This is a genomic window from Streptomyces sp. NPDC051822 (genome assembly GCF_044452745.1).
Taxonomy (GTDB): Bacteria; Actinomycetota; Actinomycetes; order Streptomycetales; family Streptomycetaceae; genus Streptomyces.
Window position 1 is genome coordinate 231,794 of sequence record NZ_JBITBZ010000001.1, and the last position, 16,285, is coordinate 248,078.

General features: G+C 73.5%; 16 protein-coding genes. 3 read left to right on the forward strand and 13 right to left on the reverse strand.

Annotated features, from left to right (window positions below; genetic code table 11):
* Positions 1–15: 15 nt before the first annotated feature.
* The 4 genes from pepN to ACIA8N_RS01070 all read right to left on the reverse strand — a co-directional run bounded on the left by pepN (position 16) and on the right by ACIA8N_RS01070 (position 4,820).
* Entirely contained in the window at positions 16–2,502 is a 2,487-nt protein-coding gene (gene pepN, locus ACIA8N_RS01055; protein WP_365776834.1) for an aminopeptidase N, read from the reverse strand.
* 91 nt (positions 2,503–2,593) lie between these two features.
* Entirely contained in the window at positions 2,594–3,580 is a 987-nt protein-coding gene (locus ACIA8N_RS01060; RefSeq protein WP_365776836.1) for an asparaginase, read from the reverse strand.
* Entirely contained in the window at positions 3,580–3,921 is a 342-nt protein-coding gene (locus tag ACIA8N_RS01065; RefSeq protein ID WP_365776838.1) for a chorismate mutase, read from the reverse strand. The genes ACIA8N_RS01060 and ACIA8N_RS01065 overlap by 1 nt, the downstream gene beginning before the upstream one ends.
* 11 nt (positions 3,922–3,932) lie before the next feature.
* Complete coding sequence (locus tag ACIA8N_RS01070; RefSeq protein ID WP_030211669.1) at positions 3,933–4,820, reverse strand: AraC family transcriptional regulator; 888 nt, start codon at positions 4,818–4,820, stop codon at positions 3,933–3,935.
* A gap of 79 nt (positions 4,821–4,899) precedes the next feature.
* On the opposite strand from ACIA8N_RS01070, the gene ACIA8N_RS01075 reads away from it, so the two are divergent.
* Positions 4,900–6,693: a beta-galactosidase gene (locus ACIA8N_RS01075; protein WP_365776841.1), complete on the forward strand. Its 1,794-nt coding sequence runs from the start codon at positions 4,900–4,902 to the stop codon at positions 6,691–6,693.
* Positions 6,694–6,763: 70 nt separating this feature from the next.
* Here the strand turns inward: ACIA8N_RS01075 and ACIA8N_RS01080 are convergent, their stop codons facing one another.
* Complete coding sequence (locus tag ACIA8N_RS01080; protein WP_365777627.1) at positions 6,764–7,534, reverse strand: serine protease; 771 nt, start codon at positions 7,532–7,534, stop codon at positions 6,764–6,766.
* A 177-nt stretch (positions 7,535–7,711) separates the two neighbouring features.
* Here ACIA8N_RS01080 and ACIA8N_RS01085 point away from each other — a divergent pair, with 177 nt between their 5' ends.
* Positions 7,712–8,596, forward strand: coding sequence for a hypothetical protein (locus ACIA8N_RS01085; RefSeq protein WP_365776843.1), 885 nt, complete (start codon positions 7,712–7,714; stop codon positions 8,594–8,596).
* 39 nt (positions 8,597–8,635) lie between these two features.
* Here ACIA8N_RS01085 and ACIA8N_RS01090 read toward each other — a convergent pair whose 3' ends face one another.
* A complete protein-coding gene (locus tag ACIA8N_RS01090; RefSeq protein ID WP_365776845.1) occupies positions 8,636–9,097 on the reverse strand; it encodes a GNAT family N-acetyltransferase in 462 nt (153 codons plus the stop codon).
* Between the two features lie 117 nt (positions 9,098–9,214).
* Between ACIA8N_RS01090 and ACIA8N_RS01095 the strand changes: the two genes are divergently transcribed.
* Positions 9,215–10,741: a HEAT repeat domain-containing protein gene (locus ACIA8N_RS01095; protein ID WP_365776847.1), complete on the forward strand. Its 1,527-nt coding sequence runs from the start codon at positions 9,215–9,217 to the stop codon at positions 10,739–10,741.
* A gap of 62 nt (positions 10,742–10,803) precedes the next feature.
* Here the strand turns inward: ACIA8N_RS01095 and ACIA8N_RS01100 are convergent, their stop codons facing one another.
* The 7 genes from ACIA8N_RS01100 to ACIA8N_RS01130 form a co-directional block, all read right to left on the reverse strand.
* A complete protein-coding gene (locus ACIA8N_RS01100) occupies positions 10,804–11,235 on the reverse strand; it encodes a ribonuclease domain-containing protein (protein WP_365776848.1) in 432 nt (143 codons plus the stop codon).
* Between the two features lie 162 nt (positions 11,236–11,397).
* Entirely contained in the window at positions 11,398–13,125 is a 1,728-nt protein-coding gene (locus tag ACIA8N_RS01105) for a DEAD/DEAH box helicase (protein WP_365776850.1), read from the reverse strand.
* A 233-nt stretch (positions 13,126–13,358) separates the two neighbouring features.
* On the reverse strand, positions 13,359–14,003 hold the full coding sequence (locus ACIA8N_RS01110) for a TetR/AcrR family transcriptional regulator (RefSeq protein ID WP_365776852.1): 645 nt from the start codon (positions 14,001–14,003) through the stop codon (positions 13,359–13,361).
* A gap of 15 nt (positions 14,004–14,018) precedes the next feature.
* Entirely contained in the window at positions 14,019–14,534 is a 516-nt protein-coding gene (locus tag ACIA8N_RS01115; RefSeq protein WP_365776854.1) for a pyridoxamine 5'-phosphate oxidase family protein, read from the reverse strand.
* Between the two features lie 90 nt (positions 14,535–14,624).
* A complete protein-coding gene (locus ACIA8N_RS01120) occupies positions 14,625–14,999 on the reverse strand; it encodes a VOC family protein (protein ID WP_365776856.1) in 375 nt (124 codons plus the stop codon).
* A gap of 5 nt (positions 15,000–15,004) precedes the next feature.
* Positions 15,005–15,439: a MerR family transcriptional regulator gene (locus ACIA8N_RS01125; RefSeq protein ID WP_365776858.1), complete on the reverse strand. Its 435-nt coding sequence runs from the start codon at positions 15,437–15,439 to the stop codon at positions 15,005–15,007.
* 37 nt (positions 15,440–15,476) lie between these two features.
* Positions 15,477–16,196, reverse strand: coding sequence for a VWA domain-containing protein (locus ACIA8N_RS01130; protein ID WP_365776860.1), 720 nt, complete (start codon positions 16,194–16,196; stop codon positions 15,477–15,479).
* Positions 16,197–16,285 lie beyond the last annotated feature (89 nt).

The following is a 16,285-nucleotide window of genomic DNA, read 5'->3' on the forward strand; positions in this document are numbered from 1 at the left end:
CTGCCCACAACGGGGTCAGACGGTGCGGACCGTCAGTGCCCGGCGGAGGTCGTCGAGCTGGTCGACCAGTTTGCGGTGGAGGGCCGGGATCATGGCGTCGTCGTTCAGGTGGCGCTCGCCGAGGGAGAGGGACTCCTGGTCGATGGCGTGGGCCGGGAAGGCGTAGCGGCCCGCGGCCTCGGCCATCGCGGGGCCCCGGCGGTCGCCGAGCGCGACGGCCGCCTCGTAGAAGCGGGGCACGTACGCGCTGACGAGCGCGGTCTGTTCGGGCTGCCAGAAGCCCTGGGCGGTGGCGGTGAAGAGGTAGTTGGAGAGGTCATCGGAGTCGAAGAGGGCCGACCAGGCGGTGGCCTTCGCCTCGGGGTCGGGGAGGGAGGCCCGGCAGCGGGCGGCGCCTTCCTGGCCGGTGGCGCTGGTGTCCCGTTCCAGTTCGGCGGCGATCACGGTCTCGTCGGTGGCGCCGAGGACGGCGAGGCGGGCGAGGATGCGCCAGCGCAGTTCGGGGTCGAGTTCGGGGCCGCCGTGGACGGTGCCCTCGTCGAGCCAGGAGGCGATCTGGTCGGGGGTGGTGGCGCTGTCGATCAGGGCGCGTACGGCGGTGAGGCGGAGGCCGGGTGCCTCGCCGTCCTCGGTGCGGCGGAGCAGGGCGCGGGCGATCTGCCGGATGGTGGAGAGGGCGGCGGGGCGCTGGTCCTCGGTGACGTACCGGTCGGCGATCTGGGTGCGTGCGAAGCTCAGGACGCCTTGGACGAGGGCGAGTTCGGTCTCCTCGGTGAGGTGTGCGAGGGCGGTCTCCAGGTAGTCGCCGGGGGTGAGGGCGCCGTCGCGGACCATGTCGCGCATCGCGTTCCAGATCACGGCCCGGGTGAGGGGGTCCGGGATGCGGGAGAGGCCGCGGAGGACGGATTCCTCGGATGCCCCGTCGAAGCGGAGCTTGGCGTAGGTGAGGTCGCCGTCGTTGAGGACGACGAGGGCGGGGCGGGGGCCGGTCAGTTCGGCGGGTGTCTGCTGCGGGACGTCGAGGACGAGGCGCTCGCGGCGGGTGAGCTCGCCGTCGGGCTGCCGGTCGTAGACGCCGGCCTCGACGCGGTGGGGGCGGCTGCCGGTGCGGTCGACGTGGAGCCGCCAGCGGGTGCCCTCGCCTTCGAGGCGGGGGGTGAGGGTGTCGACGCCGGTGGTGCGCAGCCACTGGTCGGCCCAGGCGTGGACGTCGCGGTCGGTGGCGGCGGCGAGGTTGTCGATGAAGTCGGCGAGGGTGGCGTTGCCGAACCTGTGGCGCTTGAAGTGGATGTTGATGCCGGCGAGGAAGTCCTTCTCGCCGAGCCAGGTGACGAGCTGGCGGAGGGCGGAGGCGCCCTTGGCGTAGGAGATGCCGTCGAAGTTGAGGAGGGCGGAGGCGGTGTCGGGGACGGCTTCCGGGTCGGGGGCGACGGGGTGGGTGGAGGGCCGCTGGTCGGCTTCGTATCCCCAGGCCTTGCGGGTGACGCCGAAGTCGACCCAGGTGTCGGGGAAGAGGTCGGCGCAGGCTTCGTTGACGGTCTGGTAGCCCATGTACTCGGCGAAGGACTCGTTCAGCCAGATGTCGTCCCACCAGCGCAGGGTGACGAGGTCGCCGAACCACATGTGGGCCATCTCGTGGGCGATGACCATGGCGCGGGTCTGGCGCTCGGTGACGGTGACGGCGGAGCGGAAGACGAACTCGTCGCGGAAGGTGACGAGTCCGGGGTTCTCCATGGCGCCGGCGTTGAACTCGGGGACGAAGGCCTGGTCGTAGGAGTCGAAGGGGTAGGGCTCGTCGAACTTCTCGTGGAAGCGGTCGTAGCAGGCCTTGGTGACGGTGAGGATCTCGTCGGCGTCGGCGTCGAGGTGGGGGGCGAGGGAGCGGCGGCAGTGGATGCCGAAGGGGAGTCCGGCGTGTTCGGTGCGGATCGAGTGCCAGGGTCCTGCGGCGACGCAGACGAAGTAGGTGGAGAGCGGCGGGGTGGGGGCGGCCTTCCAGCTTCCGTCGGGCTGTTGTGCGGTGATGCCGTTGGCGAGGATGGTCCAGCCTTCGGGGGCGGTGACGGACAGTTCGAAGACGGCCTTGAGGTCGGGCTGGTCGAAGGCGGCGAAGACGCGCTGGACGTCTTCCATGAAGAGCTGGGTGTAGACGTACGACTCGCCGTCGGTGGGGTCGGTGAAGCGGTGCATGCCTTCGCCGGTGCGGGAGTACCGCATGGTCGTACTGATCTGCAGGACGTGTTCGCCTTCGGTGAGGCGGAGCGGGAGCCGGTTCTCCTCGAGGGTGGTGGGGTCGAGGGGCTCGCCGTCCAGGAGGGCGGAGTGCAGTGTTTCGGGCTTCAGCTCGACGAAGGTGTCCCCGGCGGTGCGGGCGGTGAACCGGATGTGGCTCCGGGAGTGGAAGAGGTCGTCGCCGGTGGTGAGGTCGAGGTCGACCAGGTAGTGCTGGACGTCGAGGAGCTGGGCACGGGTCTGCGCTTCGTCGCGCGTCAGTACGGACATGGCCCTATGCTGCCCGATGCTCGGGGCGCGGGGCAGGGGTGGTGGGGTCGAGTCCCTTCGGGTGCCCCCGCCGGCGCCTCCTGCCGCGGGTTCAGGCGACGCCGGTGCCGTCGAGGTGGGCGAAGGCGGCGGTGATGCGGGGGCGGTCGTAGCCGGCGGGTCCTGCCGCGCCGCTGGAGAGCAGGGTGTGGAGCAGGATGCGGGCCTTGGGCGGGTCGAGGGGGCCGGCCGGGATCAGTCCGTGGTGCAGCAGGTCGTATTCGGATCCCGGGCTGCGGTACGTGTCGGTGAGGGTCGTGCCGCCGCCGGTGCGGGAGGCCAGGACGACGGGGATGCGGCGGGCGAGGTCGGCGAGGGGCGGGACGAGCCAGGCGGGGGCGTGTCCGGCGCCGAAGGCGGCGACGACGAGGCCGTGGAAGCGGTCGTCGACGGCTTCGAGGAGTTCGCCGCGGTCGCCGAGGGAGAGGGTCACGAGCGCCACCCGTACCTCGGGGTCGAACGTCAGCGGGCAGAGCGCGGCGGGGACGGCGGGGCGGAGCAGGATGCGGGGTTGGCCCTCGACGACGGTGCCGATCGGCCCTGCGCCGGGTGAGGCGAAGGTGGCGGTCGAGGTGGTGTGGGTCTTGCGGGCGAGGCGGGCGGTGTGGATCTCGTCGGCGAGGACGACGAGGACGCCGAGGTTCCGGCAGGCGGGGTCGGCGGCGACGGCGAGTGCGGCGGCGAGGTTGGCGGGGCCGTCGGCGCCGGGCAGGTCGGGGCGGCGCATGGCGCCGGTGACGGCGATCGGCTGCTCGGTGGTGCAGAGCAGGTCGAGGAGGAAGGCGGTCTCCTCCAGGGTGTCGGTGCCCTGGACGACGACCACGCCGGAGCCTGCGGCGACGGTGGTGCGGACTTCGGCGGCGAGGGCGGCGAGGTCCTGGTGGGTGAGGGTGGAGCTGGGGACGCGGCGGAAGTCGTTCAGGACGACGTCGTGGCCTCCGCCGAGTTCGGCGAGGACCTCCTGGCCGCTCATGCGGGCCGCGTCACCGCCTCGTGCGGAGATGGTCCCTCCGAGGGTGAAGACCGTGACGCGGGCCATCAGCGTGCTCCGTCCGCAATCGTCTCGTGGTGGCGGATGACCTCGGCGATGATGAAGTTCAGGAGTTTCTCCGCGAAGGCCGGGTCCAGTTTCGCGCTCTCGGCGAGTTCCCGCAGCCGGGCGATCTGGCGTGCCTCGCGGGCGGGGTCGGCGGGCGGCAGCTGGTGTTCGGCCTTGAGGACGCCGACCTGCTGGGTGCATTTGAAGCGCTCGGCGAGCATGTGCACGACCGCCGCGTCGATGTTGTCGATGCTCTCGCGCAGCCGGGTGAGTTCGGCCCGGACGGAGTCGTCGACGGGCTGGGCGGGGGTGGGCTCGTGGGGGCGGGGGGAGTCACTCATGATCTGCGAGCTTAGACGGATCGGGGGAGGATCGTCGGCGGGTGTTCGGGATCCGGAACGCGGTTGCTCCAGCCGCCGTGGACGGAGCGTCCCTGCTGTTCGCGGAAGCGGATGGGGGCGGTGCCGACCCGTCGGGTGAAGAGCCGGGAGAAGTAGGCGGGGTCGTCGTAGCCGACGCGGCGGGCGACGGCGGCGACGGGGAGTTCGGTGGCGGCGAGGAGTTCCTTGGCGCGGCCGAGGCGGACGGTGAGCAGGTAGTCCTTGGGGCTGCAGCCGGCGGCGCGGCGGACGGCGGTGCGCAGTTCGGCGGCGGTCATGCCGTGGCGGGCGGCGTGTTCGGCGACGGAGAGGGGCTGGAAGGCGTCGCGGGCGAGGGCGGCGAGGACGGGGTCGCCGTCGGCGTTGGTGTCGGCGCGGGCGCGGCGCAGGGCGACGAGGAGTTCGTGGACGGCGGCGCCGGTCTCGACTTCGAGGAGGGGGTTGCCGGGGCGGGCGGCGCGGGCGATGCGGCTGATGGCGTCGCGGGCGGGGGCGGCGTCGGAGAGGGGGACGACGGGCCGGTCGGGTTCGATGTAGCCGAGTTCGGTGTAGGTGGTGGTGGCGGGTCCTGTGAAGTCGACGAAGGCCTCGTCCCAGCCGGTGCCGGGGTCGGCGCCGTAGTGGTGGGGGGTGCCGGGGGTCAGCCAGAGCAGGGCGGGGGCGGTGACGGTGGTGCGGCGTCCGTCGGCGCCGCGGTGCCAGCCGCTGCCGGCGGAGACGACGACGGCGACGTGATGGTCGAGGGTGCGGGGGCCGACGGTGGGCAGGGTGCCGTGCTGGAGCCCGACGCCGAGGCAGACGAGGCCGAGGCGGTGGTGGACGGGGCTGGGCGTGAAGTAACGCATCCAGGTGTGGTACATCGCCGGGCCTCCGTAACGTCCAAACTGCGACGATCTTTGTCCATGGACCGGTTCGCCGCCAGGGGGTGAGGGTGAGGTCATGAGCACGTTCGCTGTGGGTGACGAGGACTTTCTGCTCGACGGGCGGCCGGTGCGCCTCCTTTCGGGGGCGCTGCACTACTTCCGGGTGCACGAGGAGCTGTGGGAGCACCGGCTCGGGATGTTGCGCGCGATGGGCCTCGACTGTGTGGAGACGTACGTTCCGTGGAATCTGCACGAGCCGGAGCGGGGCCGGTACGCGGATGTGGGGGCGCTCGGCCGGTTCCTGGACGCGGTGGCGGCTGCGGGGATGCGGGCGATCGTGCGTCCGGGGCCGTACGTCTGCGCCGAGTGGGAGAACGGCGGCCTGCCGCACTGGCTGACGGGGCCGCTGGGGCGGCGGGTGCGGACGCTGGATCCGGATTTCCTGGGGCCGGTGGAGGCGTGGTTCCGGCGTCTGCTGCCGCAGGTGGTGGAGCGGCAGGTCGACCGGGGCGGGCCGGTGGTCCTGGTGCAGGTGGAGAACGAGTACGGGAGTTACGGCAGCGATCTGGCGTATCTGGAGTGGGTGGCGGAGCTGTTGCGGGGCTGTGGGGTGAGTGTGCCGCTGTTCACCTCGGACGGGCCGGAGGACCACATGCTGACGGGTGGTTCGGTGCCGGGGGTGCTCGCGACGGCGAACTTCGGCTCGGGCGCGCGGGAGGGGTTCGCGACGCTGCGGCGGCATCAGCCGAAGGGGCCGCTGATGTGCATGGAGTTCTGGTGCGGCTGGTTCGACCACTGGGGCACGGAGCACGCGGTGCGGGACGCGGAGGACGCGGCGGGGGCGCTGCGGGAGATCCTGGAGTGCGGGGCGTCGGTCAATGTGTACATGGCGCACGGGGGGACGAACTTCGGTGGCTGGGCGGGGGCGAACCGGGCGGGTGAGCTGCACGACGGGCCGCTGCGGGCGACGGTGACCTCGTACGACTACGACGCGCCGGTCGACGAGGCGGGGCGGCCGACGGAGAAGTTCTGGCGTTTCCGTGAGGTCCTCGCGCGGTATGCGGAGGGGCCGCTGCCGGAGCCGCCGGAGCCGCCGGCCCGGCTTGGGGTGCCGGTTTCCGGTGCGCTCGACGGCTGGGTGTCGCTGGAGGGGGTTCTGGGGGTGCTCGGCGGCGCGGAGACGGTGTCGCCCGTCCCGCCGACCTTCGAGGAGCTGGGGGTGGACCGGGGTCTGGTCCGCTACCGGCTGACGGTGCCGGGGCCGCGGCAGCCGTATCCGCTGTCTGTGACGGGGTTGCGGGACCGGGCGGTGGTGTACGTCGACGGGGTTCCGGCGGGGGTCCTGGACGCGGAGGAGTCGGTGCTCGCCGAGCCGGTGGCGGGGTCGGCGGTGGTGGATCTGTGGGTGGAGTCGCTGGGCCGGGTCAACTACGGTCCCCGGCTCGGTGAGTCGAAGGGGATCACGGGCGGGGTGCGGCACGAGCGGCAGTATCTGCACGGGGTACGGGCCAGGGGGCTGCGGCTCGACGCGTTCACGGTGGCCGGGGTCGGCGGGCTGCCCTTCCGGGAGATCCCGGAGGTCCGGGAGGTCCAGGAGGTCCCGGAGGGGGTGGGCCGGGGTCTCTACCGGGGCACGGTCGATGTGGCGGGCGCGGGGGACGCGGTGCTGCGGCTGCCGGGTGCGACGCGGGGCTTCGTGTGGGTGAACGGTTTCTGCCTGGGCCGGTACTGGGCGTCGGCGGGTCCGCAGGAGTCGCTGTTCGTTCCGGGTCCGGTGCTGCGGGAGGGCGCGAACGAGGTGTGGGTCCTGGAGCTGGAGGGGGACGGCGTGCCGGGCGTCGAGTTCGGCGTCCTGCCGGAGGGACGCTGAACGAGGGCACGCTGAACGAGGGGCGCCCCGGAGCGGAGGCCGCTCCGGGGCACCCGTTCAGGTGGTGCGGTTACAGCGTGGCCGCGGCGGACTTGATCGCGGCGGCGAAGGTCGAGACCTCCGTGTAGACGCCGGGGTAGCCGGCGCGCGCGCAGCCCTCGCCCCAGCTCACGATGCCGACCTGGATCCAGGCTCCGGCGTTGTCCTTGCGGAACATCGGGCCGCCGGAGTCGCCCTGGCAGGTGTCGACGCCGCCCTGGGTGTAGCCGGCGCAGATCTCCTCGCTCGGGACGAGGTCGCTGCCGTACGAGGCCTGGCAGGAGGCGTCGGAGACGAACGGGACGTTGGCCTTGAGGAGGTAGCGCTGCTGCGACCCGCCCTCGCGGGCGGCGCCCCAGCCGGCCACGGTGAAGGTGCCGCTGTTGTACGCGGTGGTCTCGGCGATCTTCAGGGTGGGCAGCGAGGTGATGGGGCTGGCGAGCTTGATGAGTGCCCAGTCCTTGCCCTTGCCGTTGTAGCCGGGGGCCTGGAGGACCTTGGTGGACCGGACCTTGATGGCGCTGCTGCTCTGCAGGTCGACGACGCCGGCGGTGGCGGTGATGCCGGTGTTGTTGCCGGAGCCGCTGACGCAGTGGGCGGCGGTGAGCACGACCTGCGGGGTGATCAGGGAGCCGCCGCAGCCCATGGAGAGCCTGACCATCCAGGGGAACTCGCCCTGGGCGGCGCGGACGCCGCCGACGACGGGCGCCGGGGCGGCGGAGGCGGTGGTGGTGGGCTGGAGGCTGACGGCGGCCAGGACGACCGCGCCGGCGGCGGCGAGTTTCTGGAGCGCGCGGACCATTCGATTCTGCTTCACGTGTGTTCCTTCTTTCATGGGGGGTTGAGCCCGACGAGCCATGACATGCGCCCGTCAAGTCATGTCCGGATTATGGACAGCGCCCAACTCCCCCCACAAGAAAGCCTTTTCGGCCAGATCGAGGCGCGGAACCGTACAGTGGACGGGCAAGGGGGTGTCGGCATGACGAACCGCCGGGAGGGCGACCGCGCCGCCCACGGCTTCCCGCACCTCGCCACGGTGGAGGCCTCGCTCACGGCGCTCTACCGGCACCTCTCCCCCGACGGCGTGCACCGCTACCCGGCGAGCGTCCCCGCCGCCGACGTGGCCGTCGGCGACGAGGAGGACCTCCATCCGGGCACCCAGCGGGTGGCCCGCGCGCTCGTGCGGCACCTGCGGCTGCCCGCGGCGCACATGGTGGTGGCCTTCCGGCCGATGGAGTACGCGGCGGCCGTCGAACTCGCCGCGGGACCCGCGTACTTCGTGGAACTCAACGACCGCTTCCGGACCCGCCGCAGGGACATCGGCGCCGCCCTCGCCCACGAGATCACCCACGTCCTGCTGCACCGCCTCGGGCTCGCCTTCCCCGACACCCACGAGAACGAGATCCTCACCGATGTCGTCACCGCCTACCTCGGCGCGGGCTGGCTGCTGCTCGACGCGTACCGGCAGGACGGGGTGGAGAGCCAGAGACTGGGCTATCTGACCCCCGAGGAGTTCGGGTACGTCCTCGCCAAGCGGGCCGCGGTGTTCGGCGAGGACCCGTCACCGTGGTTCACCAGCGCGGTCGCGTACGAGGCGTGGGTACGGGGCCGGGCGCGGGCGGACCGGGAGCGGACCCTGCCGCCGCTCACCGGGGCGGGCTGGGCCGAGCAGCGGCGGTACGCCTGGGAGCGGCGCCGGGGCCGGGCGGGCGAGGGCGCCCCGTACGCCTTCCACGGCGGGGCCCCGGCGACCGGCGTCTCGTTCCGCTGCCCGGTCTGCCGCGGCCGCCTGAGGATCCCGGCGGGCCGGGCCCTGCGGGCCCGGTGCGGGGTGTGCCGCACGGTCCTGGAGTGCGCGGGGTAGCACCTGCCGCGCGGACCGATCCGACCCGAACGACGGACCCTAGGAGGCCCCGTCGGCGTCCCGGGCCAGGCTCTTGTGAAAGTGGACGTCCTCGGCGCCGCCCGGGATGCCCAGGACGCGGCCGGTCTCCACGTACCCGTGGCGCCGGTAGAACTCCGGGGCCTGGAAGGTGAAGGACGACACGGTGGCCCGGTCGCAGCCGCGCCGCCGGGCCTCGTCCTCGGCCGCGCGCAGGAGCCTGCTCCCCCAGCCGTCCTTCCGGCTGTCCTCGCGGACCCACAGCATGTCGATGCCGAACAGGCCGCTCCAGGTCCAGCCGGTGAGCCCGCCGATGAGGTCGCCGTTCTCGTCGACGGCCTTCACCGACAGCTCGCCCTGGTCCTCGGCGGTGGTGCCCGTGGCCGCGAAGTTGAACGCGTCGAGCCCCTGCTCCAGGAGCTTCGCGAGTGCGGTGTCGCCGTGGCCGACGCTCAGCGCCGCGCCGTCGTGATCATGCGTCATGCGGCCGATTCTGGCACGGCCGTACGAGCGGACGGGGAGCGCCGGTCCCCTTCGGACGGGCGCGCGGGCCCGGAATCGGATTTGCGCCGGACCCGGACGGCGGGTCAGGGTCGGCGCATGAGCACGCTGTTCGACGCCATCCGGGACGGGGACGAGGACGGGGCCGTACGTGCCCTGCGGGACGGGGCCGACCCCGAGGGCCGGGAGGACGGGGAGACCGCTCTGTACCGGGCGGCCGTCGGCGCCGAGGCCGGAATCGTACGGGTGCTGCTCGCCGCCGGGGCGGATCCGGGCCGGGGCAGTGGCGAGGAGGGCGACGAACTGCCGTTGTGCGGGGCGGCCGTCGGCGGGCACACCGAGGTGGCGCGGGCGCTGCTCGCGGCGGGCGCGCACCCGGACCAGGAGGAGACGTACGGCTTCACGGCCCTGGCGTGGGCGCTGCGGCTCGGGCACGCCGACACGGCCCGGGTGCTCCTGGAGTACGGGGCCGACCCCGACCGGCGCGGGCCCGACGGGGTCCTGCCGCTCGTGGCCGCCGCGCGGCGCGGCTCCACCGGGTGCGTAGGGGCGCTCCTCGACCACGGGGCACAGGCCCGCGAGGCCGCGCTGCGGGAGGCACGGCGGTGGATCGGCGCCGACATCGCGGCCGAGCTGCGGCGCGGGCTCGTGGCGGGGAACGAGGGCGGGCAGACGTACGAGGCCGTGGTGCGCCGGGTCCGCGAGGACGGCGGAGTGACCGTCGTCGTGGAGCTGCTGCGGGAGAACGGCGCCCCCGGGCGCGGTGACGACCGCCAGACCGGTCACGCGGCCATCGCCACGCTCCTGGAGGCGGCGCTCGGACTGCGCACCTCGCACGAGGAGCTGGCGGCGCGGGCCCTGCGCTGCGGCGATCCGGAGCTCGACGACTGGGCGACGGCGGTGGCCGAACTGGCGGGGCGGGCCGACGAGGAGACGTTCGTGGCGGCGGCCGCGTGGTGCGCGTACCGCGATCCGCTGCGCCGGGCCCTGGGCGCGCGGGTGCTCGGCGCCCTGCCCGGCTTCGGGCCGAGCGCGGTCCCGGTGCTGCGGCGGCTCGCGGCGGAGTGGGCGGCGCCGGGGGTGCAGACCCGGGAGACGGCCGGGTCGGTGGGGTCGGCGGAGACGGCCGTGCGGTCGCGGGAGCCGGTGCTCTCGGTGGTGACGGCGCTCGGGCAGTGCGCGGACCCGGCCGCCGTGCCGGAGCTCCTCGCGGCGGCGGGGCATTCCGACCCGACGGTACGGCGGGCGGTCGCGGGAGCCCTCGCCGGGATCGTGCCGGCCGGGCACATGGAGGCGCTCGGGGTGCTCCTCGCGCTGAGCCAGGACGGTGACGCGCGGGTGCGGGACTGGGCGACGCTCGCGCTCGCCGAACTGCCCGACGACACCCCGCTCGTACGGGAGGGGCTCGCCGAGCGGCTCGGCGACCCGGATCCGGAGACGGCGGCGGAGGCGGCGCGCGGGCTCGCGATCCGGCAGGACCCGCGCGCCGTGGACGCGCTGGCGTCGGCCCTCGCGGACGGCGACCCGGAGGGCGCGGCGCGGGAGACGGCGCTGGCCGCCCTCGAGCACGTGCGCGACCCCCGGGTCAGGACCCGCCTGGAGTGGACGTTTCCGCGCCGCGTCTGACGGCTCGGCGGGTTCACGGCTCCGGAGCCGCTCAGGGCGGCTCCGGGCGACTCAGCGACGGCTCAGCAGTCGTGGTCGATGAGGTCGAAGGACGCGTAGTGGTCGGCCGTGTAGTAGTCCTCCCGCGCCGCGTCCCCGGTCACGATCCGGCGGGCCCCGCGGGTGGTGACGCCCGGGGTCTTGACGGTGTACTCGTGGTAGTAGCCGAGCGAGTGGGCCGGCAGGATCCGTTCCCGGTTCTGGAAGACGGTGCCGTCCTGGCGGTACGGGAAGGGGCCGCCCGCGTCGATCAGGCGGAGGGTGTCGTGGGCCTGGCTGGGCAGGTCGGAGTAGCAGATGTCCCCGACGGCCGCGGTGGCGGCGGCCGAGGACACGACGGCGGCGGGGCCGGGCGCGGGTGCCGCGACGGCGGTGGCCGGGGCGCCGAGGAGGAGGGAGGAGAGGAGGGCGGTGGCGACGCCGCCGGCGAGGGTGAATCGAGGGGGGATTCGCATGACTCAGATGATGACGCGCGTAGATCGGCCCGCGAAAGCCCAACGCCCTTGAGTTTTCCGGAAGTTCACCGGTCCCCACGGAATGTGCGAACCGTCTGCACACACCACCGGGGCCCTCGTGGAGGACCCCGGTGTGCGCTGCTTCGGGTGCGCTGCTTCGGGTTACGAGTCGGTCGGCCTCGGCCTGGAGCCGCGCGAGCCGCCCGCGCTCCGCGAGCGCCCGGCGCCCGGTGCCTGACGTCCGGCGCGACCGGCACCGGCCGCGGCTCCGCGCCCGCCGCCCGTACCGGCGCCCGCGGCCCGGCCGGAGCCCGTGCCACGCCCGGAACCACCGGTGGAACCGGCGGCGCGGCCCGTCGAACCGGCGGCGCGGCCCGAGGAACCTGCGGCGCGGCCCGAGGCCGTGCCGGTGGCGCCGGAGCGACCGGAGCCGGAGCCCGTAGCGGCCGTCCCGCCGGCGGGGGCCGGACGGCGGCGGCGACGGCTGCCGCCGCCGCTGCCGCTGCCCGCGGCGCCCGTCGCCTTGCGGGGCGGGGTCGGCTGCGGTGTCTCGATGACGACCGGGACGCCCGAGGGCTCCCGCGCGCCGGTCAGCTCGATCAGCTGCTCGTCGCTGGACTTGATCTGCGCCGTACGGGGGCTGATGCCCGCGTTCGTCATCAGCCGGCCCATGTCGCGCTTCTGCTCGGGCAGGACCAGGGTGAAGACGCTGCCGGACTCGCCGGCGCGGGCGGTGCGGCCGCCGCGGTGCAGGTAGTCCTTGTGGTCGATCGGCGGGTCGACGTTCACGACCATGTCGAGGTCGTCGACGTGGATGCCGCGCGCCGCCACGTTCGTCGCGACGAGCGTGGTCACCTGCCCGGTCTTGAACTGGTCCAGGGTCCGGTTGCGCTGCGGCTGCGAACGGCCGCCGTGCAGGCCGGAGGCCCGTACGCCGTTGGCGAGGAGCCGCTTGACCAGCCGGTCCACGGACCGCTTGGTGTCCATGAAGAGGATCGTCCGGCCGTCGCGGGCCGCGATCCGCAGGGTGACGGCCTTCTTGTCGGTCTCGTCGGCCACGTACAGGACGTGGTGCTCCATGGTGGTGACGGCGCCGGCCGACGGGTCGACCGAGTGCACGACCGGGTCGTCGAGGAACATCTTGACGAGCTTGTCGATGTTCTTGTCGAGGGTGGCCGAGAACAGCAGTCGCTGCCCGCCCGGCTCGACCTGCTTGAGCACCTTCGTGACCTGCGGGAGGAAGCCCATGTCGGCCATCTGGTCGGCCTCGTCGAGGACCGTGACGGCGACCTGGTCGAGGCGGCAGTCGCCCCGCTCGATGAGGTCGTGGAGCCGGCCGGGGGTGGCGATGAGGACCTCGGCGCCGCGCCGCAGCGCGGAGGACTGCCGGCTGATCGACATGCCGCCGACGACCGTGGTGATCCGCAGCCTCAGCGCGGAGGCGTACGGCGTGAGGGCGTCGGTCACCTGCTGGGCCAGCTCGCGCGTGGGCACCAGGACGAGCGCGAGCGGCGCGGTCGGCTCGGCGCGGCGGCCCGCGGTCCTGGCGAGGATCGCGAGCCCGAAGGCGAGGGTCTTCCCGGATCCGGTACGCCCACGGCCCAGCACGTCACGGCCCGCCAGCGAGTTCGGCAGGGTCGCGGCCTGGATCGGGAACGGCTCCGTGACGCCCTGCTCACCCAGGGTCCGCAGCAGGCCCTCGGGCATGTCGAGGTCGGCGAAGGCGGCCACCGCGGGCAGCGCGGGCGTCACCGTCTCCGGCGGCGTGAACTCGCTGGGCGGCGGCGGCGCGGTGGGACGGCGCCCTCCGCGGGAGGCCTTCGGCTGTGACGTGGACTTCGCCTGGGCGGTGCGGGGGCTGCGCTTGTGAGGGCGTTCGGAGCGGGTCATGCGTGCCTTTCTGGCCGGTGCTCGCGGCACAGCGGGGGCCCGCACCTGCACGGTGCGGGCCCCGGCTGCTCTACCCGGAACACGCGATACGGGCTCCGGATGTCTACCGGAACACGTGATACGGGCCCCGGATGTCTCTACCGGAACAATAGTGCGCCCGGGAACCTTCCCGCCCCTCCCGACCGATGCCCGGACGGATCAGACCTGCCCAGAGCGGTGCGACGTGGGCGACCTCACAGCCCGCCGGGCCCTCCGGCCGGCCGGGCCGGGCGCACGGCGACCCCGTCGAGGACCATCGAGAGGTACTGGCGGGCGATCTCCTCGGGGCTGTGCTGTCCGCCCGGCCGGTACCAGGACGCGGCGACCCAGACGGTGTCGCGCACGAAGCGGTAGGTGAGGCGGACGTCGAGGTCGGCGCGGAAGACTCCGGCCGCGACGCCCCGCTCCAGGGTTCCGAGCCAGGCCTTCTCGAACTTGTGCTGCGAGTCGGTGAGGTAGTGGAAGCGGGGCTGGTCGGTGAGGTGCCGGGACTCCTTCTGGTAGATGGCGACGGCGGCACGGTGCCGGTCGATCTCGCGGAAGGACTCGGTGACGAGGGCCTCGATGGTCTCCCGGGGGCCGAGCCCGGCGGCGAGGACGGCGTCGTACCCCTGCCACAGCTCGTCGAGGAAGGTGGAGAGGATCTCGTCGAGCATCGACTCCTTGGAGTCGAAGTGGTAGTAGAGGCTGCCGGCGAGCATCCCGGCGGCGTCCGCGATCTTGCGGACGGTGGTGGCGTTGTACCCCTGGGCGGCGAACACCTCGGCCGCCGTGTCGAGGAGTTCGCGGCGCCGCTCGGGCGCGGCACTCGCCTGGGTCTTCTTCTTGGTCGCTGACACACGCCCATTCTGGTCCTACGCGGGCGGCACCCGGCGCGGCGGGCTGTCGTCGTTGCCGCGCCGGTACGTCCGGGTCGGCCGTCCCCGGGCCCAGCTGTGGAGGACCATCTCGTCGCCGTCCACCCAGGTCCGTACGACCTCGGTCGGCTCCACCCGGAAGAGGTGGAACGGCAGGGGCGCGCCCGCCTCGGCCGCGTACCGGTCGACGGTCGCGGGGTCGGTGACCTCGACCGCCCGCCCGGAGACACGGACGTCCCCGCCGCCCATGTCGGTGCCGGAGCCGGGGTTGGCGAGCAGGGCGAAGCGGGGGTCGCGGCGCAGGTCGAGGGCCTTGCGGGAGTTCGGCATCATGCCGAGCCAGAGTTCGCCGAAGCGGAAGTCGGCCTCGATGCCGCTGAGCCGGGGCGAGCCGTCCTTGCGGACGGTGGCGAGGGCGTGGTGGGTGTACTGCCCGAAGCGTGCGCGTACGGTCGCGGCCAGTTCGGGTTCGGCCGCCTCGAAGGCGGACCAGGTGGTTCCGGTGTCTCCCATACGACCAGGAGACACCGGATACCCGACAGACACTGTCCGGATTACTCCGGACGTTCCCGGGAACCGACCGCCTTGACCGCCTTGGCCGCCTCAGGAGGTGGCGGCGCGCTCCGCCGCGTTGCGCTCGACGCAGAACTCGTTGCCCTCCGGGTCCGCGAGGGTCGCCCAGCCGGTGCCGTCCGGGTTCCTCCGGTCGTCGACGAGGGTGGCGCCGAGGCCGAGCAGCCGCTGGATCTCCTCGTCGCGGGTCCGGTCCTGCGGCTGGAGGTCGAAGTGGACGCGGTTCTTCACCACCTTCGCCTCGGGCACCTGGATGAAGAGGAGGGCGGCACCGGGCGACACGACCTCGGGGTCGCCGACCCCGTCCTCCGCGGTGACCTCGGCGTCGAGGGCCTGCGCCCAGAAGGCGGCCAGCGCGTCGGCGTCGGCGCAGTCGATGGTCACGTGTCGTACGAGAGAAGTCATGGGTCTCATGATCGCCTGCGGCCCCCGCCCCGGACCACCGCTTTCCCGCCGGTCGGTCGGCGGTCGGCCGGCGGTCGGCCGGCGGGGGCGAGTGGTCCGCCCTCGGTCGCCGCCACGAGCGCCGCGAGGGAGGAGCGGGTGCCCTGGAGGTCGTGGATCTCCTCGTCGATGGCGTCGAGCCGGGCGACGAGCATCGGGCTGAGGCAGGGCTCGATCTCCGCCTCGCTGCCGCAGACGCAGTCCAGGACCTCGGCGATGACCCGGGTCGGCAGTCCGGCGCCGAGCAGGGCCCGGATGCGGCGGACGACGGCGGGGGCGTCGGGACCGTACAGCCGGTGCCCGCCGGGGGTGCGCTCGGAGCCGAGGAGGCACTGCTCCTCGTAGTAGCGGAGCAGCCGCACGCTCACCCCGGTCTCGCGCGCCAGTTCTCCGATCTTCACGGCGCCCCCCGGCCACAGAAGGTGGCAGTGAGCGGTGTCATGAGCGGACGATGCCCTGGTTCCGGGCGGCGGCGAGCCAGGCCGGGAAGTCGGCGACGACCCGGTCGTACAGCTCCGCGTCCGGGATCCGGCTCGGGTCCTGGCCGGCGTGGAAGAAGCCGGAGTTGTCGACGGGGCGCTTCGCGGGGACGGCCAGCTCGTCGAGCCTGCGCAGGAACTCGAACTGCCGGCTGGAGGGGTCTCCGAAGCCGATGAACTGCCAGAAGAGGGGCAGCCGGGCGGCCTTGCACACGTACCGCTCGGCGGCGAGCTTGTTGATCGGCCCGCCGTCGGTCTGGAAGACGACGAGCGCGGGCGCGGTGGAGCCGCTGTCCAGGTAGTGGTCGATGACGGCGTCCATGGCGAGGTGGTAGCTGGTCTTGCCCATGTGGCCGAGTCCGGCGACGATCCGGTCGATCCGGCCGGCGTGGTCGTCGAGCCGGATGTCGGTCTCGGCGTCGATGTCGGTGGAGAAGAAGACGACCGGCACGCGTCCGTCGTCGTCGAGCTGTGCGGAGAGCCCGAGGACGCGGTCGGCGAGGGCCTGGACGGCGCCGCTCCTGTAGTACGGCTTCATCGACCCCGAGTAGTCGACGACCAGGTAGACGGCGACGCGCTGCCCACTGATCCCGTGCCGCCGCAGCGAGGCCCCGGCCTCCTTGTAGAGGTTCACCAGGGCGGGCGCGGTCTCCTCGACCTTCCGCAGACTCAGTGCCATGGACGTGTCCCCCTCCGGCTCGCCACAGGCGGAAGTTTAGGGCCCGGGACGCGCATCGGCGCCCACCCAGTCGTCCGGTCGGGGACATT